Source organism: Paraglaciecola chathamensis S18K6, assembly GCA_000314955.1.
Lineage (GTDB): Bacteria > Pseudomonadota > Gammaproteobacteria > Enterobacterales > Alteromonadaceae > Paraglaciecola > Paraglaciecola chathamensis.
This window is the reverse complement of record BAEM01000062.1, coordinates 27,506-53,348: the sequence shown is the minus strand read 5'-3', so window position 1 is coordinate 53,348 and position 25,843 is coordinate 27,506. Positions and strand designations below refer to the sequence as shown.

Genomic DNA, 25,843 nt, shown 5'->3' with positions numbered 1-25,843 from the left:
AAATGACTTTTTTATATCGTTCTAGCGAACGAGTCGTGTTAAATGGCTTAAACGGAAGGAGACCTTCCTGACCATTTACCTACTCGCTAAAGTTAGAGGTAGATAGAAGTTTGTACGTTGAATGTATGACAAGTATTTAATCAAGAGTAAGACTAAAGAGATTTAGCGACGATTACAGCCAGACCTTAACAGGAACGGCATCAGCTTTTACATATTGATTTATTGAGCTAAGGCTTGATAAATAACAGTTTATGTCTGGCGGCCATAGCGATGCGGCCCCACCTGATCCCATCTCGAACTCAGAAGTGAAACGCATTAGCGGCGATGGTAGTATGGGGTTTCCCCATGCGAGAGTAGCACACCGCCAGACTCCCATTTAGAATGAAGCCACCTTAATCGGGTGGCTTTTTTCGTTTCTGCGCTATAGAAGAAATCAAAGGCTATCTAAACAACATTGATAAGGTGGCTTCATCCTAAGCGCTGTCGCGCAAAGCTATTCCCGTATAGAGAAACCAAATCCATCGAGTGGCATTCAACTCTAGCGCTTTGCATGAAATCTGAAGAACAACCCATCCCTGGTGTTGCGCACCAGCCACGCCATCCATGGCGTGTCGTTCAGACGGGCAAAGCTTCGCTTCGCAAAAGCCTCCGTCTTCACCCCCATGCGACAACCGCGTTGCGAGACAACGCGGTTGCCGGAAGACAACGCGGTTGCCGGAAGACAACGCCAGACTCCCATTTAGAACGAAGCCACCTTAATCGGGTGGCTTTTTTCGTTTCTGCGCTAAAGGAAAATCAACTGTAGTCACAATCACATTTCAAAGCTGGTTAACGTAGTAGACGGCTAGGTGTCACCCATCCATGGGGCTACCTCCAGTGCAGCATCCATGCTGCCCGTTCAAACGGCTGGAGCTGTGCTCCAGAGAACCCCGTTTTCACCCAGCCATTCGCATAGCTCAGGTCGTTCAATTGCCTTAATTAAGTCCCTTTAAATATTCGCTGAGTGGCTAATTATTTAATGGAATTGGTATTAATGAAAATCTCTTGAGTGAATGGCTAGTTCGTCTACTAAATGGCTTAGGTCTTCTAGTCTTCCGGCGATGATATGCGTTACGCCGCCATCTCCTCTTTCTAGTATTCCGGTGACTTTGAGTATTTGCGCTTTTAAATACGCTTGTTTTTGAGCGCGCGCCGTTGCTTGCCAAACGATCACGTTGCTATTGCCTGTATGATCTTCAAGAGTGATAAAGGTAACGCCAGATGCAGTACCTGGACTCTGTCTTCCTTTTACTAAACCAACGACTTTAATCACGGATTTATGCGTAATAGTGTCTAGCTGTGCTGCAGGCGTATAATGACCTAACAAGTTAGCTTCGCTTAGTAAGCGTATTGGGTGTGAATGTAAGCTCATACCCGTAGTTCGATAGTCTTCTAACAAGGCGCTGAATTCACTAGGTTGTTCAGGGTTAAAATCATTGTCCATGGTCAATTGTTTAAATAAGGGGAGATCGCTTTGAGAGTCCATGAGTGACCACTTGGCCGTGTAACGATTGTCACTAAGACTGCTAAAGGCATTGGCGCTGGCCAATGCTTCTAAGGATGCCTTGGTTAAACCTGATTCTTTAAGTTGAGCCAATTCGCTATAGCCCTGGTTTGGCCGTGAATCAACAAATTCTTCAATTTCTCTGCGTGATAAGCCTTTAATTAATCGAAAGCCTAAACGAAGAGCAAGTTGGTTGTCTGCTGTTTCTATAATGTGATCATAATACGAAGCATTGATGCACACAGGCAAAACTTCAATGTGATGACGCTTAGCATCTTGAATCAGCTGATCAGGCGTATAAAAACCCATTGGCCAACTGTTTAGTAGCCCGCAATAAAAACTTTCTGGGTAATAATATTTTAGCCAAGAAGATACATAGGCCAGTACTGAAAAAGAGGCGGAATGTGACTCAGGGAATCCATATTCACCAAAGCCGCATATTTGCTTATATAGCTGTTCAGCGAACTGAACTTTGTAACCCCTTGCCAGCATGCCTTTAATGAGTTTGTCTTTAAATTTAATTAACTCACCGGTTTTCTTCCAGCTGGCCATTGCTCTGCGCAGTTGATCTGCTTCGCCACCACTAAAGCCTGCTGCAACCATAGCAATCTTTATTACTTGTTCCTGAAATATGGGGACACCCATAGTACGAGACAGCACTGACTCTACTTCTTTAGAGGGGTACTCAACAGGCTCTAAGCCGTCGCGACGTTTTAGAAAAGGATGCACCATATCGCCTTGAATTGGTCCAGGTCTGACAATAGCTATCTGAATGACTAAATCGTAAAAGCACTTAGGGCGTAAGCGGGGCAGCATGGTCATTTGCGCGCGGGATTCAATCTGAAATACACCCACGGTATCTGCTTTTTGTATCATGGCGTAAACATCAGGATCACTAGGCAGCCGGGTAATATCAGCAATTGAAATCGTTTTATTATGATGCTGCCTAATTAAATCAAACGTTTTTCGTATGGCGGTTAACATACCCAGTGCCAGTACATCTACTTTAAGTAGTCCTAAGCTTTCTAAGTCATCTTTGTCCCACTGGATGACACTACGTTCAGCCATAGAGGCATTTTCAATAGGCACGAGTTGATAAAGTGGATTGGCTGAGATCACAAAGCCCCCAACATGTTGGGATAAGTGACGGGGAAAGCCTTTAATTTCATTTACCAAGTGAATGAAATGCTTACCTTTGCCAGAACTTGGGTCTAACCCGAGCTCTGAGATTTGTGCTTGCCAGTTAAGTGCTTTATCTCGCCGATTAATATTTTTTATAAAAAAGTCGAGTTGAGACTCATGAATACCTAATGCTTTTCCTACATCGCGGATCGCACTTTTTTGACGATATGAGATCACTGTGGCTGCAATTGCGGTTCGCTCTCGGTCATACTTTTTGTAAATATATTGAATGACTTCTTCACGTCTTTCGTGTTCGAAATCAACATCAATATCCGGTGGTTCATTTCGTTCCTTTGAGATAAAACGCTCGAATAAAACAGAGATTTGTCTAGGGTCGACGGCGGTAATTTCTAAACAATAACAGACCACAGAATTAGCTGCAGACCCTCTGCCTTGATACAAAATGTGCTGAGCTTTGGCGTACTGAACAATGTCTGAAATGGTTAAAAAGAAAAATTCATATTTCAATGCTTCGATGAGTTTAAGCTCTTTTGCAATAATGCGTCTTATTGCAAAACTTGCCCCTTCGGAGAATCGGATTGACATGCCTCTTTTAACCAAATCGCGCAGATGCGAAGTGGGAGTCGCCCCCTTTGGGATAAGCTCAGCAGGATATTGATAACTCAGCTCACTTAAATCAAACGTGCATAAATTTGCAATGCTGGCGCTTTCAGCCAGCCACTTCGCTGGATACAGTCTTTTTAGCTTGCTAATAGGCCTTAGACTGCGCTCAGCGTTTTGTGGAATTTTTTCCACTGAATGTTCGATATTATTAACTTTGTGTATTGAATTTAATACACAAAGTAGTTCGTAGCGTTCGGGTGAATGCATGAGAACACCCCCGCAAGCGGTAATAGGAATACTGAATTGCTCGCTAAGCATTTCACAATGAGCCTGATATAGATGTTCGTCTGAAAGTAAATGGCGCTGATAGCCAAGCCACAAACGGGCAGGGTAATTCTTGTCTAACCATTTAGCCCAGTGTTTATCAGACGCTAGGTCTCCACTAGGAAGCCAAATTGCTAAGCAGTGTTTAGTGGTTTTTAGATCCCATAAATCAAGTTGGTATTTACCTTTTTCTGCGCGGCGCCGAGCGTTGGTAATAATTCGACAGAGCTCAGAATAAGCTCGGTGGTTTGGGCATAGTAAGACTAGGGTTAGTTCAGCATTAAAATGGAGCAAGCTGCCCACAATTAGTTTGACCTTAAGATCTTTACTTTTTATTTCGGAGTAAGCACGTACTATTCCTGCAACACTACATTCATCAGTAATAGCAAGTGCTTGATAACCTAAGTAGTCAGCTTGATAAATAAGCTCGCTTGGGTGTGATGCCGCTTGTAAAAAACTAAAATTACTTTGACAAAACAATTCAGCATATCGGGTGTTTCCAAAGGGCATAGCTAGCTGAATATGCCCTGTAAAAACCATTTATTATCGGGTGTTTTAAATACCCAAAACCATTGTCCTTGCTCACTGGTTGCGATGAAATAATCTCGCACAACAGGGTGATGATCCCACCAACCTGTGCTGATGCGTTCAGGGCCATGCACGATCGATACATGCTGAGTAAGCAAACTAGGTTCAGGTAGTAAGAAACTTGGCCTTAGTGGGGGGCGGTAAATAGGGTTTTGCTCGTTTACGGTTAAAGCGCAACAATACTGAGATGCTCGTTCTGGTCGATAGTCGTTGACGGTCATGGGGCTAAAAAGCGCATCGTCACCTAACTTGGCTTGTAGTAACGAAATAAGCTGTAGTCGAGAAATTGCCCCTTGCTTACCCAAGAATAAATCATGCTTGTCTGGGCTACGTACAAAGGTGTTTTTCACGTTTAATTGCAGGCCAACGATAGGGGCATTCAATATTAGGTTATCTAACTTTAAAGCGAGCAACCCTAACCAATCTTTAGCGCGATATTCACCCTGTTGGGCTCCCACTACAAATTCGATATTTTCTTTGTCTCGCTGATACAAGGTAATGCTTAATTCTTGAGTCAATTCATCTCTTAATAGTAAGAAGTTTTCTAAATTTGAAAGTACCTTATGCATTGGCTGAAGTAATAAATCGCTGCGTTCAATCTCATACAAAAACTCAATGTATTGTTCAAAGCGTTGTGCAGGATGAAAGAAGTCGACCGGATGTTTAAAGTCTCCTCTTAATTGCCCTAAATAAGTGATGACCTGAGTATCGAAACGTTTATGTAAATCGCTAAAGGGAATAGCAAATAATTGTTCAACCGTGCTCACGCCTACACTATTGAGTTTAGTAATGTCTTTTTGAGATAATTCGGTAAAGGTTAAATCGACCTGTTTGAGTGCCTGTTTCATTAATTTGGGATCGTCAGTAATGTGATCCCATTTTTTAAGAGCAAGTAATTTAGCGGCTAATGGCGAACTGCCTGTGGCAAAACTAAACTCGACGTTTAAAGGCGCTAGCTGTGTTTGTATTATATTCCACAACTGCAGTAAGCCGCCGTATAAGCGCAGCATATTGTCTACTCGAAGCAGTAGCCCTTGCTCACTGAAAAAACAAATATCACAAACCACCATGTATAAGCGATGTGCGATCATACTCAACTGCTGCTTTTCAATCTCTGGGTTGAATGGCACAACTTGTAACCCCCCATGTAAAGCAGCCGCTGTGCCTAAACTCATATAAGGCTTGATACCAGCAAATCTAGCAGCTTGATTAAGCTGAACAATGCCGTGTTGCATATCAAGGATGACCACAGGTGTCTCAACGCCATCTTGAGCTGGCTCTAACTGCTCGTTAGGGCGCGCTCTAGAGGGGCCTAGAGTGTGGTAAGAGTCGAGCTGCAAGTTAGGAAAATGCAGATAAAGCCATAAAGGTTGCATGCAGTCTTATTAGCCTGTGAGGCTATGGACCCTAGGTAGAGGCACAATATTAGATGACTTTGGTTGCCGTGTTAGTGATGGCCAAGCTTGAGCCATATTCACAGTAAATGGCTGGCTGTGGCTTCCCCCTTTACGTTTGGTTACTGTGACCTGTATCCCTTCTGGACAAGGAGCTAATTCTAGGGCTAGAGCAACTGGAAGAGAAAACGATATAGGTTGCTGCTGACGCAAAACAACACTCAATGCTTCCCCAGTTTCAGCTGCAAACTGTAAACGTTTCGCTTGATGTACTTCTAACCCTTGATGCCACAAAAACACGCCGTCGCAACAACCACTTTTTAAGCACTGCTCTGTTGACCACAGCGCCTCTTTTGCATTTTTAGGTTCGATAATCAAAATACGCGATAGCTCAAAGCCCATTTTTACCAACATGGGCGCATTCAATCGTGCCGGAGCCCCAATAAAAACGAGTAACTTTTGACTATTTTGTTGGCGTAATACAAAACTAGGCAGCAATAGTCGCAATTCACCGATGCCAATTGGGCTACTGATATCTACGACGCCTTGTTCAGGTAAACCTCCTTCTAGATAAGCATCAAGACTATCAAAACCGCTAGATAAGGTTTTGTGAGCACCACTCACTTGGCTTGCTTGCCAAAGTAATCGCTTGTTTTTAAGTTGATCGATTGTTGAGTTCATACGCCACCTTTACTGTATATAAATACAGTATATGAAACATGGCAAGATATGCAAGGATTTGCCGTGAGGCACAGCTACAAGATCGTAAACTCGATTGATTTTTAAAACGTTTATTTTTTGCGAAGGGGAAATACCAAGCAGCATTAACAAGTATTCACTTATTAACCTGAATTAGTATTATAGGCGTAATTGACTTGGGGTTGAGCCTGTCCAGCGTTTAACGGCGCGCCTGAAATTGGGCACATCAGAGAAGTCCATTAGGTGCGCTGTGTCTTCGTTATTCAGTTTTTTCACTTGTAGTAAATGAATAGCTTGCTGCATACCTAACTCATCTTGCAGTTGCTGGAAGCGTATATTGTAAAGCTTTAGCTTACGTTTTAGCGTCGCTGGACTCATACCAAAGGCGTTAGCTGTATCTTGTAGGGTTTGCTGACGATGATGACGCAGATGGTTTCTGACGGCTTCGATAAAACCAAGCCGTGTTGACTGGTTCTGTTTTAATTGCTGAATAGCGTGCCACTTAAGGCTTTGACTTTGTTGTAAAAAAGGCGCATTTAGCCAAGGTAAATCAACGCGAATACGCAATAACGGTTGAGAGAAATTAAGTCGATAACCTAGGTTCTCTTCATATTCCTGTATATGCCTTGGTCTGGCAAAGGGAAAGTCAAAATGAAAGGGCACTCTACGATCAAGCAAGAGGCGAGTGCCGGCCACCAGTGCGGTAAAATAACTTTCGGTAATAAATTGCCATTGAGCCGCACACCCTAAAGCATCGTTGAATACAAGGTGCAGCTGTTGATTATCCCGGTAGGTATAAGCGTGCATAAAGGGGCAAATCTGCAACCGAAAGACCTGCAATAAACGCAAAGCATCTTTTAAGTCACGACTGTGTAGCAAGGCATTGGAAATATGCCCGTAATTACTGGGGAATATTCGCCGGCCAAGCAAAAATGAACAATCATGGCTGGCTACCTGAGATTGAACGTTGGCCATTAACCCTAGTAATTGGGCTGGGCTTAGCAGAGCGCGTCCTGATTTAATATCTTGATAGAAAATTTTTGTGCCTCGTAACAAGCGTTCTTTATTCGCCCCTCGGCTGATTGCCAAGTCCATCAAACTTGCCGCAAGCTGATGGGCAGGTAAGCATTTGTCCTCTAGGCTGAGGTATCGTGGGCGAAATGCTGTCACTTGCTGCGTCATTTACGCGTGCTGCTTAGAGTCATCAAGGCGTCGATTAACCCGACTAATAATACTGTCAACCGCGTCCCCGGCTCGAGCAACTTCAGTGGCAATCGTCATAGAGTGGAAAATCGGTGATGCTTGCTCATAAGGCTTAAAGGCAAGATGAGAGATAGCTTGGCGAATATCCTGTGCTAGCTCATTGGCAAGCGTTAAGTCGGTACCTGGCAGCAATAAAATAAATCGATCACCAGCATAACGACATGCCAAGTCTGTAGTGCGCAGGTTCATTAAAATCAGCTCTGATATTTCACGCAATAACCTGTCACCTTCTTGAGGGCCAAATTGACGGTTAAAACGGTCAAAATTATCAATATCTAACATCATGATCGAAAAGGGGCTGTCGTCTTTAGTACGCAGTTGCATGTCTATTTGCCCGCGCATGTAGTCGGCGCGGTACAGTTGGGTAATGAAATCAATTTGCCCATGCTCACGGGTATTCGCTTCACGGCGACATAGCTGACGGTTTAACGCAAGTTGTTCTTGATGCCAATGCCACAGTGCATAGCTCATGATCAGCATGCCGATACCTGCTGGGATAGATTCAATTAAACTCAGCCCAGCGGCGGCTGCTTGGTAATGCACAAACTCATCAAATAAATCCAGCAAGGCAGAAAACATAAAGCAGCTTAAACCCAGTACTAAGCCTGTCGTCACACGCCCTGGTGGGCGGCTAATTAAGATAAAAAACAACCAGAACAGTGAGAGCAAGGCGATACTGCCTTCGCCTAAAATATCTAGCCAGCTGATCTCTTGCCAGTCTTTCAATTGCCCTAAACCAAAGCTCAAGCTTATTGATAGCGAAAGGCATGCCGCAATGAGCGACACCAAATTCTGGTGACGACTTAATAAAGATATATTCATAGTGGGTTTCTCAAACAACAAAACCTGATCCTGACATAAAGCATTAACACTAAAGAGGTCATATTGGCTCAGCTAAGTGACAGTTGAATGAACTTTCACACATTATAATTACGTGAAAATAGCGCCTAGCAAGCGTATTTACGTGAACGGTGAGGGGTCAAATAGGCTCAATTACCAGCAAATTAACCTCGAATATGCGCCTAAGTCGCTGAAATGGCGTTATGACAGACAAGGTGTTCATGAAACTGTCATACGCCCTGACTAGTTTGACGGGCAATTAATCAGCTATATCACTGACACCATTAAATCGAGGAAACAGGATGCCAATCAAAAAGTCGACTCTCACTATAGCGTGCATGAGTGCGTTACTCAGTTTATCGGCCGTAGCCCAAGAAGCGGGGAAGCTACAAGGTTTGTTAACAGATAGCAGCCAAACAAGCTATTTCTCTGGCGCGCAAATCACAGTAAAAGAATTGGGTTTGAGCACGGTATCTAGGCGTGATGGTTCATTTCGTTTTACCAATCTACCTGAAGGGCAATATACCCTAGAGATAACATACTTAGGTGCTGATACGCTTGAGGTCCCTATTGATATTAAGTCTGGTGAGACCTTAGCGAAAGACTTTGTACTAGTAGGGAAGCGCGCAGATTTAGAAAATATTATCGTCTATGGTCAACGAGCGGGGCAAGCAAGCGCACTAAATCAACAGCGCAGTGCTGATAGCATTAAATCGATAGTTTCTTCAGATGCCATTGGTCAATTTCCTGATCAAAACGCCGCAGAAGCCTTACAACGTTTACCTGGTTTGTCTATCGAACGTGACCAAGGCGAAGGGCGCTACGTGGGAATACGGGGTATTGACCCTAACTTAAATAATGTAACGATTAATGGTTTAAACGTACCCTCTCCAGATGGTGGCGCACGCTCGGTTGCGCTTGACGTTATACCATCTGAACTCATTCAAACCTTGGAAGTATCAAAGTCCGTCACGCCAGACATGGATGGCGATGCCATCGGCGGGTCTGTTGAAGTTAAAAGCCTAAGTGCATTTGATAAAAAAGGCACAAGTGCCAGTGTAACCGCTCAGGTCAGTCACAACGATTTACGTGATGAAGTCAGCCCTAAGTTATCTGGTAGCGTGACAAATGTGCTTAATGACACATTTGGGGTGGCCGCCGCGCTATCGTATTACGATCGTGATTTTGGTTCTGACAACATAGAGTCCAATGGTGACGACGAGATAGAGCAGCGTTATTACAGTATCAACCGTGAAAGATTGGGCGCGGCAGTTAATTTTGATTACCGTCCTGATTTTAACAATCAATATTACTTGCGTACTTTATACAGCCGATTTTCTGATGATGAGTATCGTTTAGCAAACACATTTACTTTCGATGATGATGACTCTGAAGTGGAGCGAGGGAGTAAAGACAGATACGAAGAGCAAAGTATTTTGTCACTAACGGCAGGTGCCGAACATCAACTTAATGATTGGTTAATTGAATATCAATTAGGTTACTCGAAAGCAGATGAAGATGAGCCGAGCTCTTTGTACTACACCTTCGTAGGCGAAGAAATGGATATATCTTCAGTTATGCAGGGAAAGATACCGACTATCGTGCAAGATGCCTCAGTCATGGATTTATCCAACTATGAGCTTGATGAAATAGAACTTAGCCAAAATTATGCACAAGACACAGAAAGTAGTTTCAAGTTTGACGTCACCCGCTCTCTAGAAGTAAGCGGACACAGCGCCGAAATTAAATTTGGTGGAAAATACCGCGATAGAGAAAAAACCAATGATGCCATTGTTTCTCTTTACGATGGAGACTTTGACGGCGTTGACCCTAGCCAATTTGAAGCGGCAGCGCCAGATTGGGGGCTAGGGGACTTCGGGCCAGGTTTACATAAGGGCGCTATGCGCGACTACTTCAACCAAGAAGAAGATGCGCTTGAATTAGCAGAGTTAGATTCTGAGGTCGAATCAAACGGCGCTACCTATAGTAATGAAGAAGATATTCTAGCCGTCTATTTAATGGGTAAAATTGACATTAATGACCTGCGCATTGTGGCTGGTTTGCGCTACGAAGACACTGACTTCAGTACGTCAGGTATGCGAGTTGAACTCATTGAGAATGAAGAAACCGATGTTGAAGAAGTGGTAAATACCCTTTGGAAAAGTGATCGAAGCTACAATCATCTACTGCCAAGTTTAAATGCGCGATACGAGTTTAGTGACAAATTAGTAGCACGCTTTGCGTATACCCAAACTATTTCTCGCCCGAAATTCGAAGACGTAGCTGCGTATCAAATTATTGAAACTAAAACAGAAGAAGACGATGGAGTCTTCGTGACTGAGCGCGAAGCTGAAGCGGGTAACCCAGAGTTACTGCCTTATGAGTCAGAGAACATTGACTTATCTATCGAGTATTACCCAGGCGACATCGGGGTGCTATCGGCAGGTTATTTCCACAAGAGTATTGATAATTTCATTATTATCGCAGACGTGGCAGGAACAGAAGGTTGGGAAGGGTACGAAGAAGTCACCCAAGCCATAAACGGCGATACCGCAACCGTAGATGGCATTGAACTATCTTGGGTCAAAGGCTTCAACAATGGCTTTTTAATCTCAGCTAATGGGACAATAACCGACTCTGAAGCAGAAACCTTGTTAGATGGTGAGCTTTATAAAACCTCTTTACCTAATCAATCAGACAGAATAGGCAACCTTACGTTGGGGTATGAAAATAACCAAATGAGCTTGCGCTTAACCATGTCTTACAAAAGCGAAAACCTTGAAGAGATTGATGGTGACTTGATTCGCATGGAAGACAGCCATCAGCAAATAGACTTTACCGCCAAGTACTTTATCAATGAGAGTATGCACGTCTACTTTAACGCCATTAATATCAATGATGAGCCTTATTACAATTACTTTGATACCCCTAGTGTAAATGCGCAGTATGAAGAATATGGCCGTACCCTAGAGCTAGGTTTTAACTGGACTCTGTAAATAGTGTACCGAGCACTTAGCTAAGTAAGTGCTCAAACTCAATCTTCTAAATAACCGCCAAATAGGCGGTTTGGGAGTTAATTCATGTTCTTAAATAGATGTAATGCAATCGTGTGCGGCTTGCTGTGCGTATTGAGTTCATTGGCTTTGGCACAAAGCGGACCGCAGGTTTACGACGAAGCCCATTACCAACAGCATCACATTAAGCAATTGCAGGAAACCCCAGAAGGGCTTGATTTTTTGGTGCTAGGTGATTGGGGGCGAAATGGTCACTATCAACAAAGGCAAGTCGCCATGTGGATGGATGTGGCCATGCAGAAACTTGATGGTGATTTTATTGTCACCACAGGCGATAACTTCTATTCAAACGGGGTTGCGTCGGTTAATGACCCCTATTGGCAAAGCTCATTTGAACACATATACCAAGGGCCTCATTTATTTGAAGATTGGTACGCAATATTGGGAAATCATGATTACCGAGGTAATTGGCAAGCGCAAATTGACTACACGCATGTTAGTCGGCGCTGGCAAATGCCTGCGCAATATTATGCCAAAAACATTGCGCTAGAAGATGGTGCTTCCGTGTTGATGGTATTTCTGGATACTAACCCACTCAACCCTGAGTATCAGCACGAAGCTAAATATGCCGCTACTCAGCAACAAGATGCTAGCAAACAGCTGGCTTGGTTGAAGCATCAACTTGCTAACTCAAATGCCACCTGGAAGGTGGTTATCGGTCATCATCCATTGTACTCAAGTGGCAAGCGCTATGGGAAAACTAGCGGTATTCGAGGTGTGTTAGAGCCTATTCTTGAAGGTCATCAAGTTGATGCCTACTTTGCTGGACATGAGCATGATTTACAGCACAACCAACCAGAGGGCACCCGCGTTGCGCATTTTGTATCAGGTGCCGGGTCAGAAGTGCGCCCAGTCGCCCAGCGCGAATTTACCAAATTCGCCATTTCACAAGCAGGCTTTGCCACGGTGGGAATAGACAAAGCGCAAATGAATGTGCGCTTCATTAGCGCCGAAGGGAAACTGCTTTATCAGTATAAAATCAAGAAGGACAATTCGTGAGAAACATTTTTTTATGGGCAAGTTTGCCCCTTGTGTTAAGTGCTTGCCAAATGGCACCTATTGACAGCGCAAAGACTCAAGAGCCTTCAGGTACCTCATTTTACACCATGCAGGTAAGCCCGCAGTCTTTTAGTGAAAATGCCGCTGTATCCGGCAAAGTAGTGTTACCTATTACGCACGACAAGCAACAATATTGGTTAATGACCAGCGAGCAGAAAGGCTTACTATTAACCGATAAAAACGGAGTCACGTTAGCTCAATACCCAGGTAATTTTGAGGTACTTGACCGGCGCGCTGATATTGATATCGCAAATAAAAAGTGGGATCTGTTAGCCACTGTCGACAATGAAAGCGGCGCTGCGTTACTCATAGGCTTAGATTGGAAAAATCAGGCATTTAAGCTGCTAACGACTATTACTCACCCCTCAAGTATTGAGGCGTTATGCTTACAGACACTGCCTCATCAACCCGGTTCAACGCTCAATGTAGCCGTCATACTTGCAGATGATCAGGGCAAGCTAACCCAGCGCATAATGGTTGATGGTCAGCAAAAAAGCCTAAGCAATGTTTTGTTGCGCGAGTTTGTCGGCGTACCACAAGTGAAAGACTGCGCGGTGGATGACGCAAGCCAATCTCTATACCTAGCGGAAGAAAACATCGGTATATGGCGTTACGCCGCTGAGCCCGAAGCCGAACTTGTGCGCGAGCTTGTGGCAGTTTCAGGTGTGCATGGTCGGTTAAAAGGTGAAGTGACCTCTGTTGACACCTTAGCCGATGGGCGCTTACTGGTGGCCACGCCTGAGCAGCACGGCGTTTGGTATATCGACCCAAGGCAAGTTAATGAAGCACAATTGATCGCACTGAAAGGTACATTAGGGGTTGAAAGTGTTCATGGGTTAAGCACCAAGCAAGGCCTACTGGTAGGGCTATTTGATGATGAAACAGGTGTGTATCAACAGGCCGTTTTACCTATAACTGAAGCTATTCAAGACCCCGTTAGCCCTCGCTTTAACGCCGTATTGCCAACGGTGCAAACTGAAGCGGTAGCAACGTCAGGCGATGCGGCTGACGATCCCGCCATTTGGCATAATGCTCAGGCTCCTGATCAGTCGCGTATTCTTGGTACCAATAAAAAACGCGGCTTGAACGTTTACAGTTTAAAGGGTGAGTTGTTGCAAAGTTTGGCGGTAGGTCGTGTGAATAATGTAGATGTTCGTCATGGTTTTACACTGGCTGGGAAAACATTCGACATTGCCGCTGCGAGCAACCGAAGCAAGCGCAGTATTAGTTTATTTGCTATCGAACCACACACAGGTGAGGTGTCGTACCTACAAGATGTTGCCACTGATCTGAATGATGTGTATGGCTTATGTATGGCGCATGTAAATAACCAATATTATGTCTTTATTAACGATACAGATGGGCATTTTGAGCAGTACCAACTTGAGGGTAAAGGCAGCCAAATTAAAGGCACGCTGGTACGGCAATTTCAGGTTGCCAGTCAACCAGAAGGATGCGTGGTAGATGATGAGTATGCTCAGCTTTACTTCGGGGAAGAAGCCAAAGGAATTTGGCAAGTGGATGCAACGGTGAGCAAAGCGTTACCGAGACTGATTGCGCCTCTAAACGACGATTTTGTAGCAGATGTAGAGGGCATGGGGATTTATCACCTAGATCAAAAGCGCTACTTGGTTGCATCTAGTCAAGGAAACAATAGCTATGGGGTTTTCGCATTAGATGATCGTAATCGTTATCTAGGTAGCTTTACTATCGACATGAACCTGCCCGCGAATATTGATGGCGTATCAGAAACTGACGGCCTTGAAATCAGCTCATTAAGCTTTGGTGATGCCTTTCCTAATGGTTTAATGGTGGCGCAAGATGGGCGCAACGTTATACCAAGTCTTAATCAAAATTTTAAGCTGGTGGATGCAACGCAAATTGCTCAACTCATTCGTCATTGGTTATAAACGGCTGCTTAAAACTCGCCTATGCCACAGCTTGAAAATCTGTTGTGAAGGGGCATAATTGCCTCTTCATTCCTCATAAGTGACCCCAGATGCAATATTGGTTATTCAAGACAGAGCCCGATGCCTTTAGTATCGATGATTTAGCCGCAAGGCCGAATCAAACCGAGCATTGGGATGGTATTCGTAATTATCAAGCGCGCAACTTTTTACGTGATGAAGTGAAGCAAGGCGATAAGGTTTTTATTTACCATTCAAGTTGCAAAGAGGTTGGCATTGCAGGACTCGCTGAAGTGGTAAAAGAAGCTTACCCTGATCACACCCAATTCGATCCTGAAAGTCATTACTACGACCCTAAGTCGTCCCCCGAAAACCCGAGATGGGTGATGGTGGACGTAACGTTCATTGAGAAATTCCCCGATGTATTAGCGCTTAAAAAGATCAAAACCATGCCTGAGATAAGCGAAGTAGGCCTAGTCAAAAAAGGCCATAGACTGTCGATAATGCCGGTTAATGAACAAGAGTTTTCAGCGTTATTAGCTGCTTCGCGATAAGAGCGTTTTTTACCTTAGCACTGTTCAGGCGAGGAGAGTGTAACTTGTTGAACCGGTGTTTCTGTTGGGAATGCGATGTACCATGAATGTAAATCTTGAACCACTTGAAAGCCACACCTATTATCTACAACACTTCCTCGTACAACTTTAGATCTGTTGTTTCTCAATATAGTAAAAGTGTTTTGTGGCTCATTAAGACCAGTGTAACGCCCTGTTAAATCACCCTGAAGGATATGGATTGCGGTGTTTAACTGCCTTGCCATCATTCGCTTAACGTCATCATTATCTTTGTCGATGAATAAAGCGTGCTCATCTTCTGAAAGGATAGGGCTGAATACCTGAATCATATTCTGATAACGAAGATTTTTTGTTCGTCCTCTCTCGTCTGGCAACCAAGCAATGAGTTTTAAAATAACTTGATTCATTTTCTCATTTGAGAAAAAAATGGGTTTCAATCTAAGAGTCTCGTTATCGACGTCGTTATTTTTGACAAATAAAGAATCAGTTCTATCAAGCAAACTAAAAATAGAAACACCACTGATCAAATTAATTAGAGGTGAAATTTTACTGTCGGCTCGCTCCTGCTCTTCGGCTAACTTAGCGTTGCGAGATGAATTAATAAAGGCAGCATGAGCGCCAATCTGGGCAAACATTCCTACTAAACCAGCACCGCCTTGATAAAGTATTGGAGTCGAACTGGTTGAATCATCGCGGTTGTGAATGCCTCTTAAATCAATTCCTTCGCTTTGAGTAAAGCTAAAGGCTAGTTTATTTTCACCATGAAATGCCTTGCCCATCGTATTTACGTGTTTGGCATAATCATCTCTATTGGGCGTGCTATTACACCCAAGAATGAGAAAGAAGACTGATAAAAATAAGAAGCGCATTAACGTATTAATACTCGTCAATTAAATAGCGTTGCGAATTCTATTTTTTATATTTTCTACCGCTTGGTAATAGGAAGTAGTGACGCTCGGAAATGTTGTTGGCTCATCCCATTCACCTTCTGGCTGAACTTTTTCATCTAACTCTAAATATTGAATGTATGCATTAGAATTAAGGTCAACAGCATAAAGCAGCCCAGCTATATAACCTTGTGGATCTCCGTTAGGCACATAACTGCTAAAGCTTCTGTAAGCGCCATGTCGATGTAGTTCCAAAACAACTAAAATATCTACTCCTAAAGAATCCTTAAGTGCTCTGAAATCTTTTTTGGCAAACCCTAATTCACCTTTAAATTTACTTAATTTCGAAATAGGTACGGCTAAAGTAACTTCTTTGATATTTGATGTTCTTATTGAATACTCCTCTAAAACAAGAGCACTTATATTATTCAGTTCTTGCTGATCAATCGTTCCCTCTAAATGCGTATCCAATTTGCTTGTTAATGAGGAAGCTACGCCATAACACAGTAAGCAACTTGCACCGTAAATATGGGTCGTCGCTTTTTCTTCAGGCAATATATATACGTAACCAACAGAAGTTTCAGGTTTGGTGAATACATTACTTTCTATTTCAACTAGTGGCTGAGGTGTGCTTCCACAAGCTGCAAGAATTAAAGTGGTAATGACGATGAATAGACATTTTACGGAATGACGAAAATTAAGCATGGTTAGTCCCTTAGCAATTTTTATTATTATTTTTCACCTAACTTTATGCTCGCGTAAAACAAGCTGGTGTTTGGTGGCTTTTATCTAGAATTTGAATCAATAGGCAGAGATATTTAACTTAATGTTAAATTAATTACCCAATTCTTCGAGAATGAGTGTAAATGGAATGTATCCAATTAGCTACAATTTTTATTGAGAGTGTAAAAAAGTGAAAGGCATATCTTCACATATGCCAGCAAGCATCATTTATATTTAGAGTTGTCCTCAATAAACGTATCAATATTCTGCTCTAGAATCGACAAGGGCACTGAGCCGTAAGCGAGCACGGCATCATGAAAGGCGCGTAAATCAAATTTGTCACCCAATGCTGTTTCGGCTTTTTTACGCAGACGCTTAATGGTTAATTCACCTATTTTGTATGATAAGGCTTGGGCAGGCCAAGATATGTAACGATCGACTTCTGTTGTTACGTTATGCTCTGATAATGCGGTGTTTTCTAGCATGTAATCAATTGCTTTTTGACGTGACCAACCTTGCATATGCATGCCCGTATCTACCACTAAACGACACGCGCGCCACATTTCGTAGCTTAAACGACCGAACTCTTCATAAGGAGTGGTGTAAATACCCACTTCTTTACCCAAATATTCAGAATACAAGCCCCAACCCTCACCAAAAGCTGAAATGTAGGTATAGCGGCGTACAGGGGGCAAGTCTTGCATTTCACTGGCCAGTGATATCTGCAAATGATGGCCAGGCACGGCTTCATGTAACGTTAGTGCGGGTAGGGCATACAAAGGGCGCTTATCAAGCGCATAGGTGTTTACCCAATAGTAGCCAGGTTGATCGTTCCTTGTGGGAGCAATATAACGCCCTGTAGTGTATTTAGGGGCAATATTATCCGGTACTGGGGCCACGCCGTAAGGTATGCGCGGTAACGTGTAGAACAATTGAGGAAGTGTGGCATCAATGCGCTTTGCGATATAGGAAGCGCGCATAAGAAGCTCATCAGTGCTGGTGGCATAAAATTCGGGAGAGGTGCGTAAATGCTGAATGAATTGGTTGATGTCGCCGTCAAAATTAAGGGTGTCTAACACGCTTTGCATCTCACTGCGGATGCGTTTCACCTCTTGTAATCCGGTTTGATGAATGTCGGCTACATCTAGCGTGGTGCTAGTGTAATAGTCACTGCGGTTTTGATAAAACTCAGCACCGTTTTGCCATGTGCTGGCCGCAATATCTTGTTTCGCATTAGGAATGTATTGGTCGACTAAAAAATCATAAAAGCGCTGATAGGCTGGTAGCACACTTTGGTTAATGGCAGATTCGCCCTGGGTATATAAACTGGCTTGTACGTTAGAGCTAAAGCTTGAGTCGGCAAGGCGTTTAAAGGGTGCGAAAAATTGACTGTCGTGTACATCGTCAGTGATAAACTTTTTAATCGTGTTATCAAATCCAGCGAGTACGGATTTTGGTTGAACACGACCGCTTTCAATGCCCTTTTTCATCCAGGCAATTTGCTGGTCAAAATAACGTGGGAATTCAGCTAAGCGAGCTAGGTAATTACGATAGTCTTGCTCTGTCTTAAAAGGGGCAGAGGCTGGTAAAAAGGCCAACGAGCTATAAAAACCTGATTCCGATGTGATCGGCATATAATGCGCATTATAGTGATACAAATCGATGTCATTTTGTAATTCACGCATTTGCATCAGTTTATTGATTTTTTGCTGGTGGTTTAACTCGCTATCGTCTATCTCTTTTAGCCGGGCCAGAAACTGCTGATTACGTTGCACGTTTGCCTTTAAAGCTTCGGGAGAAAGATCTTTTAGTTTGTCGTTGTAGCGATTGTTTTGATAACGCGTCGCTTTTATAGGATCAACAGATAACTGGTATTGCCAAATTTGCTCCAAAAGGGCACTAAGTTTACGCGTTTGTGCAGCCTGGCCTGCCCCAAAGGCTGCTTGCTCAAAGCAAAGGCTAAACATTAGCGCCGCGAGTATCAAACTGCGTTTATACATAGTGTTCCCTCATTGTCTTGTGATTATTATTTGCGTTCAGGGTATTTATTTTTTCGGGGTATAAATAGGATTTGGGAAAGCTGTTACCTTATCAGATAATTCACTGATTTTAGCTGTGCCTTGTTTTTTTACCTCATCGATACGCAAAACATTATGCATGGGAATATAAGTTGTGGTGACATCAGCAAATTCATCTTTGAGTTTTTCGTGGCTTGGATCCACCACAACGCTGGTGTGGTTATCCCAAACAAAATCGCCTATTTCGATAAAACCAAATAAGCTGCCCTGACATAGCTCGCGCACATACAGCTCGTAACGTACCCCATTGGCGATAAATTGAATTCTAAAAAGAGAAGTATTGTTTGGCATAATATTGAGTCATTAAAGGTTAGAAATAGTGCTTTAAAATTAAAACATTTAAAAAGGTGCTGCAGTCTACCCAGTCCTTGTCTTTTCGCCAAGTACTCGCAAATAAAGAATGAGGGTGATTAGAGGGTGATATTAGAGGGTGAATATGTGCAGCAAAGGACAGGTGAGCCGATAAAACCTCTCGTTGAACGTACTTTGTTTTGTTTAGTGTTGGCTTTGCCGTACAATTTATCGAACAACAGAGCAACGGCTATTTTGCCCTCGCTGCTTGCCAATAGGTACGTGGCTCGTCAATCTGTTAATAAAATAATATACACACAACGATAGAAAGGATTAATAATGCGCCGAATCATGTATTTAGGCATGCTCTCAGCTGGGCTTATGCTTGCTGGTTGTCAATCAACTACGCAAAACGCTAACGCTGACAAAAACAACTCACAAAGTGTTCATGCTGATGCACAGCGAATCAAATCTCATTTACGTTTTTTATCTGATGATTTACTTGAAGGGCGTGATACTGGTGCCCGTGGACACGAAATTGCTTCTTTATATATAGCCTCGGAACTGGAAGGTTATGGCCTAACGCCGGCTGGTGATAACGGCAGCTTTTTGCAGCGCGCGCCTTTTCGCCAAGCTTCGCTTGATCAAGCCTCGCCGTCATTTGTACTTGAAACGGCTAAAGGAACAGTAGAGTTAGCGTACCCCAAGCAATACATTACCAGTGCTAGCCCAGTTAGCGAACTGGCTAACGTCAAAGGTCAATTGATCTTTGCTGGGTACGGTATAGTTGCCCCTGAACTTGACCATGATGATTACGCCGATTTAGACGTAAAAGGTAAAGTGGTAGTTGTCCTTTCCGGCAAGCCTGCGTCTTTCCCTAGTGAAGAAGGAGCACACTTTGGCTCCACCAATGAAAAGAAACGCCACGCAGCAGAGCATGGTGCTATAGGCTACGTGACTATCAGCACGCCTACTGCTGAGAAGGTTCGTCCTTATCAAAATCTATTAAATTATATTCATACCCCAACAGTGCGATGGTTAGACAAAAGCGGCCAACCTGCCAATGTGTATCCTGCGCTTAAAAACAGCGCCTATTTGAGCAAAGAAGCCGCTGAAATGGTGTTTGCCAATGCCGACATGAACCTAGAGCAAATTTATCAATTGCTCGAAGAAGACCAATCACCTAAAGGTTTTTCTTTGCCAGTCAGCATTGATTTTAGCAAGCGCAGCGAACACAAAACCATTAGTAGCCCTAACGTAGCTGCAATCTTAGAAGGTTCAGACCCAAGGCTAAAAAATGAATACGTAGTGTACTCAGCGCACTCTGATCACATAGGTATCGCCAAAACAGTTAAGAAAGACAAGATCAACAACGGCGCCATGGATAATGCATCTGGCACGTCTGTGTTACTTGAAACTGCGCGCTTGTTTAGCCAAATGCCTGAGCGTCCTAAGCGTTCCATTTTGTTTGTCGCGGTCACAGCAGAAGAAAAGGGGTTACTTGGTTCAGATTACTTTGCACAAAACCCTACAGTGGCAAAAGACGCTATGGTAGCGAATGTTAATTTAGACATGCCCATTTTGACTTACGAATTTAACGACGTGATTGCTTTTGGTGCTGATCACAGTGATTTAAAAGAGTCTGTTAGCTTGGCTGCAGAAAAAATTGGTTTAACCCTAAGCCCTGATCCGTGGCCTGAGCAAGCATTGTTTACCCGTTCTGATCACTACAGCTTTGTAAAACAAGGCGTTCCATCAGTATTTTTAGTGCCCGGCTTACAATCAGCGGATCCTGCTATTGATGGCAGTAAAAAATTCGGTGAATTCCTGGGGACTAACTACCACAAACCAGGAGACGACTTTAACCAGCCTTTTAACTGGAAAGCAGCAACTAAATTCGCCGAAGTGAATTATTACATTGGCCTCACCTTGGCTAATCAAGAAGAGCGTTCACGTTGGAATGAAGGCGACTTCTTTGGTGATACATTCTCTAACTAAGAGCGTATAAGGCGCGTTACCGTCTTATGCATTATCTGCTAATGAGTGCAAGCTCACTAACTTGCACTCATTTTGCTTTGTGTAACTATAAACATGGTTACAAATGGTAAGGAACGACCTCAAACGCATTCAAATTCATAGTAAAAAATATCAGGGAGCTAATATGAAATTATCCATTCTCGCCCTTTCAATTGCAGCATCTATGACGCTTACGTCACTGAACGCGCAAACCAGTCAAACTAAAGCAACCAACTCTCAAACGGCCGAAGCCGCTCAAACAGAATCACAACGACTAGCTGCTTTTTTTGCTGATAACTTCCAGCAGCGCTTGCATCGCTCGCCCCAATTTCAAAGCCGTTTAGGTTATAAGTGGGATTACGATAAGTGGGACAACATCAGTGAAACGTTTATTGAGCAAAGCAGCGAGCTTACTAAGAAACAGTTACAGCGCTTAAAAAACTTTGACGAAAGTCAGTTAAGCCAAGAAGAGAAAGTGAGCTTGGCATTAAATAAAGTGTCGCTGGAGCGTAAACTGGCCAACGATAAATTTCGTCATCATACTTATATAATGCACCAGTTCAGTGCTTATCACACCAGGGTACCCAGCTTTCTAATCAATATGCATCGGGTTACTGACATAAAAGATGCTCAAGCCTACATCAGTCGCTTACAAAGAGTAAAAACGTTATTTTCGCAAGTGATTGAGCAGTTACGTATTAGGCAAGAAACAGGCGTGTTCCCGCCCAAATGGTCTTACGATCAAATGCTACAAGCGTCAAAAAATGTAATCTCTGGTGCGCCTTTTGATAACACTGATGAGGCGTCTAGCATTTGGCAGGACTTTCAAGACAAGGTAAGCAAACTAGACATCACTGACAGTGAGCGTAAGACGTTACTTGATGATGCTAAAGAGGCACTTTTAACGTCTGTAGAGCCAGCTTATGAGGCCTTGATTAACGAGCTAACTGTTCAGCGTGAACTATCCCCAGAAGGTGATGGTGTATGGCGATTACCGGATGGTGATAAGTGGTATGCAAACCGCTTAGCATGGTTTACCACCACTGATTTGACAGCGGATGATGTACACAAAATCGGCTTAGAGAATGTTGAGCGTATCCATCAAGCCATGCGTAGTATCATGAAAAAGGTTAAATTTGATGGCAACTTGAACGAATTCTTCGAGTTTATGCGCACCGACAAACAATTCTATTACCCGAATAACGATGTAGGACGCGAAGCATACTTAGTTGAAGCCAAGGCTCTCATTGATACCATGCGTGACAAATTACCTGAGTATTTCAGCTTAATACCTGAGGCTGACATGATTGTTAAGCGGGTAGAGCCATTTCGCGAAAAATCAGCAGGCAAAGCATTTTATCAAAGTCCAGCGAAAGACGGCTCGCGCCCCGGAATTTACTACGCAAACCTGTATGACATGAATGATATGCCTACTTATCAAATGGAAGCCTTAGCGTATCATGAGGGGATACCTGGCCATCATATGCAGCGCGCGATAGCGCAAGAACTTGACGGCATCCCAGAGTTTCAAAAATACAGTTCCTTTACCGCTTACACAGAAGGGTGGGGGCTGTATACAGAAGAGCTAGCTAAGGACATGGGCTTCTATCAAGACCCATATTCTGATTTTGGGCGTCTAGCAATGGAATTATGGCGCGCCTGCCGCTTAGTGGTTGACACAGGTATTCATAGTAAAAAGTGGAGCCGCGAGCGAGCGATTAACTATTTAATTGAGAACACGCCGAACCCGAAAAATGACTCTGTTAAAGCCATTGAGCGTTACATTGCCATGCCAGGTCAAGCAACAGCTTATATGATAGGCAAATTAAAAATCATGGAATTACGCGAGTGGGCGAACAAAGAATTGGGCGATCAGTTTGATATCCGCGCTTTTCATACTGTTGTGCTAAAAGACGGACCAGTACCACTGAATATTCTTGAGCAGAAAGTAAAAGACTGGGTCGCGAACGTGGAATAGGCTAACTGAGTAAAAACAAAAAGCCTGTTTAGCTGATACTAAACAGGCTTTTTAATGTTTGACGATGAGAAACTAGTTCAAAAAGAACTGGGCACTGATTAATTGCCATTGATCGTTGAAGCCCTCAGTAGGGCGACGGGTAAACTTGCTGCGAATAAACTGATTGATTCGCCCGTCTACATAACAAATTAAGAAATTCGCAATGATCGCTTCTTCTGCCGGTAGTGATTTTCCTTCCCGCAACTTTCTTTCTCTAAGCACCTGTTTTAATTGAGTCTCTAAACGTTCAAATAATTGTGCGATACGATCTCTTAACCTGTCTTGTTCACCCATTAAGGCATCACCATTTAAAATACGAGTGATCCCTGGGTTTTTCTCTGCAAAACCTAAAATCAAGCGAAGAATAAGCTGACACCGAGTTGTAGAGTCTTTCTCTTCGTTGATAATTTTATTTATTCGCGAAAAAAGCGTTTCTTCAATGAACTCGATTAAGCCTTCAAACATGCGTGCTTTACTGGGAAAGTGGCGGTACAGTGCGGCTTCTGAAACGCCTACATGGGCTGCTAATTTTGCGGTGGTAATGCGTTGCCCCGGGTTGGTTTGCAGCATGCTGGCAAGTGCTTGTAATATTTGTGCACGGCGGTTTATCTTTTTTGCTATAGCCATTTTCTATCCTAACGAGACCTCTATGTGCGTTATTACCTAACGAGCTAATCCTTGGTGTGTTTTATATTATTTTACTGCGTGGCGCTGTGCGACCAATGTCATTAACGAAATCGCCAACTGACTCTTATCGGCAACGCCAAGGTTTTTTCCACCATTATTCCAATAAACATTGAGTGCATTTCGTTCACTGTTGAAGCCTAAACCAGCTTGCGATACATCGTTTGCGGCGATCATATCGAGCTTTTTGCGTTTCAGCTTATCTTGGGCGTAATGGGCCACATCTTGTGTTTCTGCGGCGAAGCCAACCGTGAAAGGTGGTTGAGCTAAATGGGCAACGTCGCTAAGGATATCAGGGTTTCTAGTAAAAGTAAGTGTTAACTCAGTATCGGACTTCTTAATTTTCTGCTCAGTTTTTTGCTGTGGTTTGTAATCTGCTACGGCGGCGCAGCCAATGAATATGTCGCAATTTGGCTGCATGTTATTGCTAGCTGTATCGGACTGAGTCGCGCCCACCGCTTTCATCACTGCACTATGCATTTGCTCAGCACTGACTACGTTGACCAAATCTACACCCGCTGGGCAAGGCAAGTTAACCGGTCCTGATACTAGAGTGACCTTTGCTCCTAAGGCTACAGCAGCGCTTGCCAGTGCGTAACCCATTTTCCCTGAACTGTGGTTACTGATAAAACGCACAGGATCGATTTCTTCCCGCGTTGGCCCTGCTGTAATAACAATATGCCTGTTGGCAAGTAAAGGCTCCATTGAACTTTGGGCTAACATGTTGGCTATATCGACCGGCTCTAACATTCGGCCTAAGCCAACATCGCCGCAAGCTTGCTCACCTGGAGCAGGGCCTAGAATCGTGACGCCTCTTTGTTGTAATACGCCTAGGTTTGCCTGTGTCGCTTTGGCATGCCACATCTGCTGATTCATTGCAGGCGCGATGTAAATGGGCGCGCTGGTGGCCAAGCACAAAGTCGATAATAAATCATCCGCCAAACCGTGAGCTAATTTGGCCATAAAGTTTGCTGTGGTTGGCGCAATGAGCACTTTGTCGGCCCATTTGGCTAATTCTATATGTCCCATTGCGGCTTCTGCATTACGGTCTAATAAATCGTCACCTACAGGGTGGCCTGAGACAGCCTGTAAGGCTAGCGGGCTAACAAACTCAGCAGCAGATGCAGTCATCACGCAGCGCACCTGTGCACCAAGCGCAGTAAGTTTTCTGACTAAATCTGGGGTTTTATAGGCTGCTATACCACCTGTAATGCCAAGCAGTATCTTTTTTTGGGCTAATTGCATAGGGATCATTTTACTATATTACTCACTTTATGGGGCCATTATTGGCTGGAATAGACCGCTTTTGCTAGGCTTAATTTTCACTTATTTCGCATTTTGTGCGTGTGGTTGGCGCAAAATAGAAACGTTTAACAAGACAGGGACGTATGAAAATAACCCAATGGCCAGCCCACGAAAGACCAAGAGAAAAGTTACTCACCCAGGGGCCGAGTGCGTTGTCTGACGCTGAGCTGCTGGCAATATTTTTGCGTACTGGCATTAAAGGCCTCAGTGCCGTTGATTTGGCGCGCAATCTGTTAAATACCTTCGGTTCATTGCGTGGCTTGATAAGCGCAAGTCAGCAAGATTTCTGTTTAGCCAAGGGGTTAGGTGAAGCGAAATTTGTTCAGTTGCAAGCATCGATTGAGTTAAGCCAACGTTTTTTCGCCGAACAACTCCAACGTGAAACGGTATTCAACAGCGCCCAACAAACCAAACATTTTTTGATATCTCAATTACGCGACGAACCCAATGAAGTCTTTGGGATGCTATTACTCGATAGTCAGCACCAGCTGATCAAATTCAGAAAAATGTTCTTTGGCACCATAGACAGTGCGTCGGTTTACCCACGTGTGTTAGTGAAACAAGCATTAGAAGATAACGCAGCTGCAGTGATTTTGACTCACAACCATCCATCAGGCGTGGCCGAGCCAAGCCAAGCGGATGAGCACATTACAGCACGTATTATAAGCGCCATGGGCCTACTAGACATCAAAGTGCTTGACCATCTGGTGGTGGGTGACGGCGTTGCCGTTTCGTTCGCTGAGCGGGGCTTAATTTAGCTTTGGTCTAAGGAGACGCAATTACCACAAAAGTGTCATGTGGCGGTCATAAGGTTGTCAAAAAAACAAGCTTAG

At 43.6% G+C, this 25,843-nt stretch carries 18 protein-coding genes and 1 rRNA gene; 8 read left to right on the top strand and 11 right to left on the bottom strand.

What is annotated here, in order from left to right:
• Positions 1-254: 254 nt before the first annotated feature.
• Positions 255-370, top strand: a 5S ribosomal RNA gene (gene rrf, locus GCHA_RS21645).
• A gap of 660 nt (positions 371-1,030) precedes the next feature.
• Here the strand turns inward: rrf and GCHA_RS21640 are convergent.
• The 5 genes from GCHA_RS21640 to GCHA_RS21620 form a co-directional block, all read right to left on the bottom strand.
• The gene (locus tag GCHA_RS21640) at positions 1,031-4,123 is read right to left on the bottom strand and encodes an error-prone DNA polymerase (protein WP_007992155.1); all 3,093 of its coding nucleotides are present in this window, start codon (positions 4,121-4,123) and stop codon (positions 1,031-1,033) included.
• Positions 4,124-4,125: 2 nt separating this feature from the next.
• Positions 4,126-5,577, bottom strand: coding sequence for a Y-family DNA polymerase (locus GCHA_RS21635; RefSeq protein ID WP_007992153.1), 1,452 nt, complete (start codon positions 5,575-5,577; stop codon positions 4,126-4,128).
• 9 nt (positions 5,578-5,586) lie between these two features.
• Positions 5,587-6,276, bottom strand: a complete 690-nt coding sequence (gene imuA, locus GCHA_RS21630; protein WP_007992152.1) for a translesion DNA synthesis-associated protein ImuA — start codon at positions 6,274-6,276, stop codon at positions 5,587-5,589.
• 177 nt (positions 6,277-6,453) lie between these two features.
• Positions 6,454-7,476, bottom strand: a complete 1,023-nt coding sequence (locus GCHA_RS21625) for an AraC family transcriptional regulator ligand-binding domain-containing protein (protein ID WP_007992149.1) — start codon at positions 7,474-7,476, stop codon at positions 6,454-6,456.
• Entirely contained in the window at positions 7,477-8,379 is a 903-nt protein-coding gene (locus GCHA_RS21620; RefSeq protein ID WP_318249029.1) for a GGDEF domain-containing protein, read from the bottom strand. It lies immediately after the preceding gene.
• 320 nt (positions 8,380-8,699) lie between these two features.
• Here GCHA_RS21620 and GCHA_RS21615 point away from each other — a divergent pair, with 320 nt between their 5' ends.
• From GCHA_RS21615 to GCHA_RS21600, 4 genes are all read left to right on the top strand, one after another.
• Complete coding sequence (locus tag GCHA_RS21615; protein WP_007992144.1) at positions 8,700-11,393, top strand: TonB-dependent receptor; 2,694 nt, start codon at positions 8,700-8,702, stop codon at positions 11,391-11,393.
• 84 nt (positions 11,394-11,477) lie between these two features.
• Positions 11,478-12,470, top strand: coding sequence for a purple acid phosphatase family protein (locus GCHA_RS21610; protein ID WP_007992143.1), 993 nt, complete (start codon positions 11,478-11,480; stop codon positions 12,468-12,470).
• Between the two features lie 50 nt (positions 12,471-12,520).
• A complete protein-coding gene (locus tag GCHA_RS21605) occupies positions 12,521-14,440 on the top strand; it encodes a phytase (RefSeq protein WP_007992142.1) in 1,920 nt (639 codons plus the stop codon).
• Positions 14,441-14,529: 89 nt separating this feature from the next.
• Positions 14,530-14,991, top strand: coding sequence for an EVE domain-containing protein (locus GCHA_RS21600; protein ID WP_007992141.1), 462 nt, complete (start codon positions 14,530-14,532; stop codon positions 14,989-14,991).
• Between the two features lie 14 nt (positions 14,992-15,005).
• On the opposite strand, the gene GCHA_RS21595 is transcribed toward GCHA_RS21600, so the two are convergent.
• From GCHA_RS21595 to GCHA_RS21580, 4 genes are all read right to left on the bottom strand, one after another.
• Positions 15,006-15,878 (bottom strand): hypothetical protein, encoded by an 873-nt coding sequence (locus GCHA_RS21595; protein ID WP_007992140.1) that lies wholly within the window; start codon positions 15,876-15,878, stop codon positions 15,006-15,008.
• A gap of 21 nt (positions 15,879-15,899) precedes the next feature.
• Complete coding sequence (locus tag GCHA_RS21590; RefSeq protein WP_007992139.1) at positions 15,900-16,601, bottom strand: hypothetical protein; 702 nt, start codon at positions 16,599-16,601, stop codon at positions 15,900-15,902.
• A 242-nt stretch (positions 16,602-16,843) separates the two neighbouring features.
• Entirely contained in the window at positions 16,844-18,619 is a 1,776-nt protein-coding gene (locus tag GCHA_RS21585; protein WP_007992138.1) for a DUF885 domain-containing protein, read from the bottom strand.
• Between the two features lie 45 nt (positions 18,620-18,664).
• Positions 18,665-18,988 (bottom strand): DUF1820 family protein, encoded by a 324-nt coding sequence (locus GCHA_RS21580; protein ID WP_007992137.1) that lies wholly within the window; start codon positions 18,986-18,988, stop codon positions 18,665-18,667.
• 339 nt (positions 18,989-19,327) lie between these two features.
• On the opposite strand from GCHA_RS21580, the gene GCHA_RS21575 reads away from it, so the two are divergent.
• On the top strand, positions 19,328-20,986 hold the full coding sequence (locus GCHA_RS21575) for a M28 family metallopeptidase (protein WP_007992133.1): 1,659 nt from the start codon (positions 19,328-19,330) through the stop codon (positions 20,984-20,986).
• Positions 20,987-21,149: 163 nt separating this feature from the next.
• On the top strand, positions 21,150-22,982 hold the full coding sequence (locus GCHA_RS21570) for a DUF885 domain-containing protein (protein ID WP_007992132.1): 1,833 nt from the start codon (positions 21,150-21,152) through the stop codon (positions 22,980-22,982).
• 72 nt (positions 22,983-23,054) lie between these two features.
• Here the strand turns inward: GCHA_RS21570 and slmA are convergent, their stop codons facing one another.
• Entirely contained in the window at positions 23,055-23,648 is a 594-nt protein-coding gene (gene slmA / locus GCHA_RS21565) for a nucleoid occlusion factor SlmA (RefSeq protein WP_007992131.1), read from the bottom strand.
• A 66-nt stretch (positions 23,649-23,714) separates the two neighbouring features.
• Positions 23,715-24,950 (bottom strand): bifunctional phosphopantothenoylcysteine decarboxylase/phosphopantothenate--cysteine ligase CoaBC, encoded by a 1,236-nt coding sequence (gene coaBC, locus GCHA_RS21560; RefSeq protein WP_007992130.1) that lies wholly within the window; start codon positions 24,948-24,950, stop codon positions 23,715-23,717.
• Positions 24,951-25,093: 143 nt separating this feature from the next.
• Here coaBC and radC point away from each other — a divergent pair, with 143 nt between their 5' ends.
• Positions 25,094-25,768 carry a RadC family protein gene (gene radC / locus GCHA_RS21555; RefSeq protein WP_007992129.1) on the top strand — a complete coding sequence of 225 codons (675 nt, stop codon included), beginning with the start codon at positions 25,094-25,096 and terminating at the stop codon, positions 25,766-25,768.
• Positions 25,769-25,843: the final 75 nt, after the last annotated feature.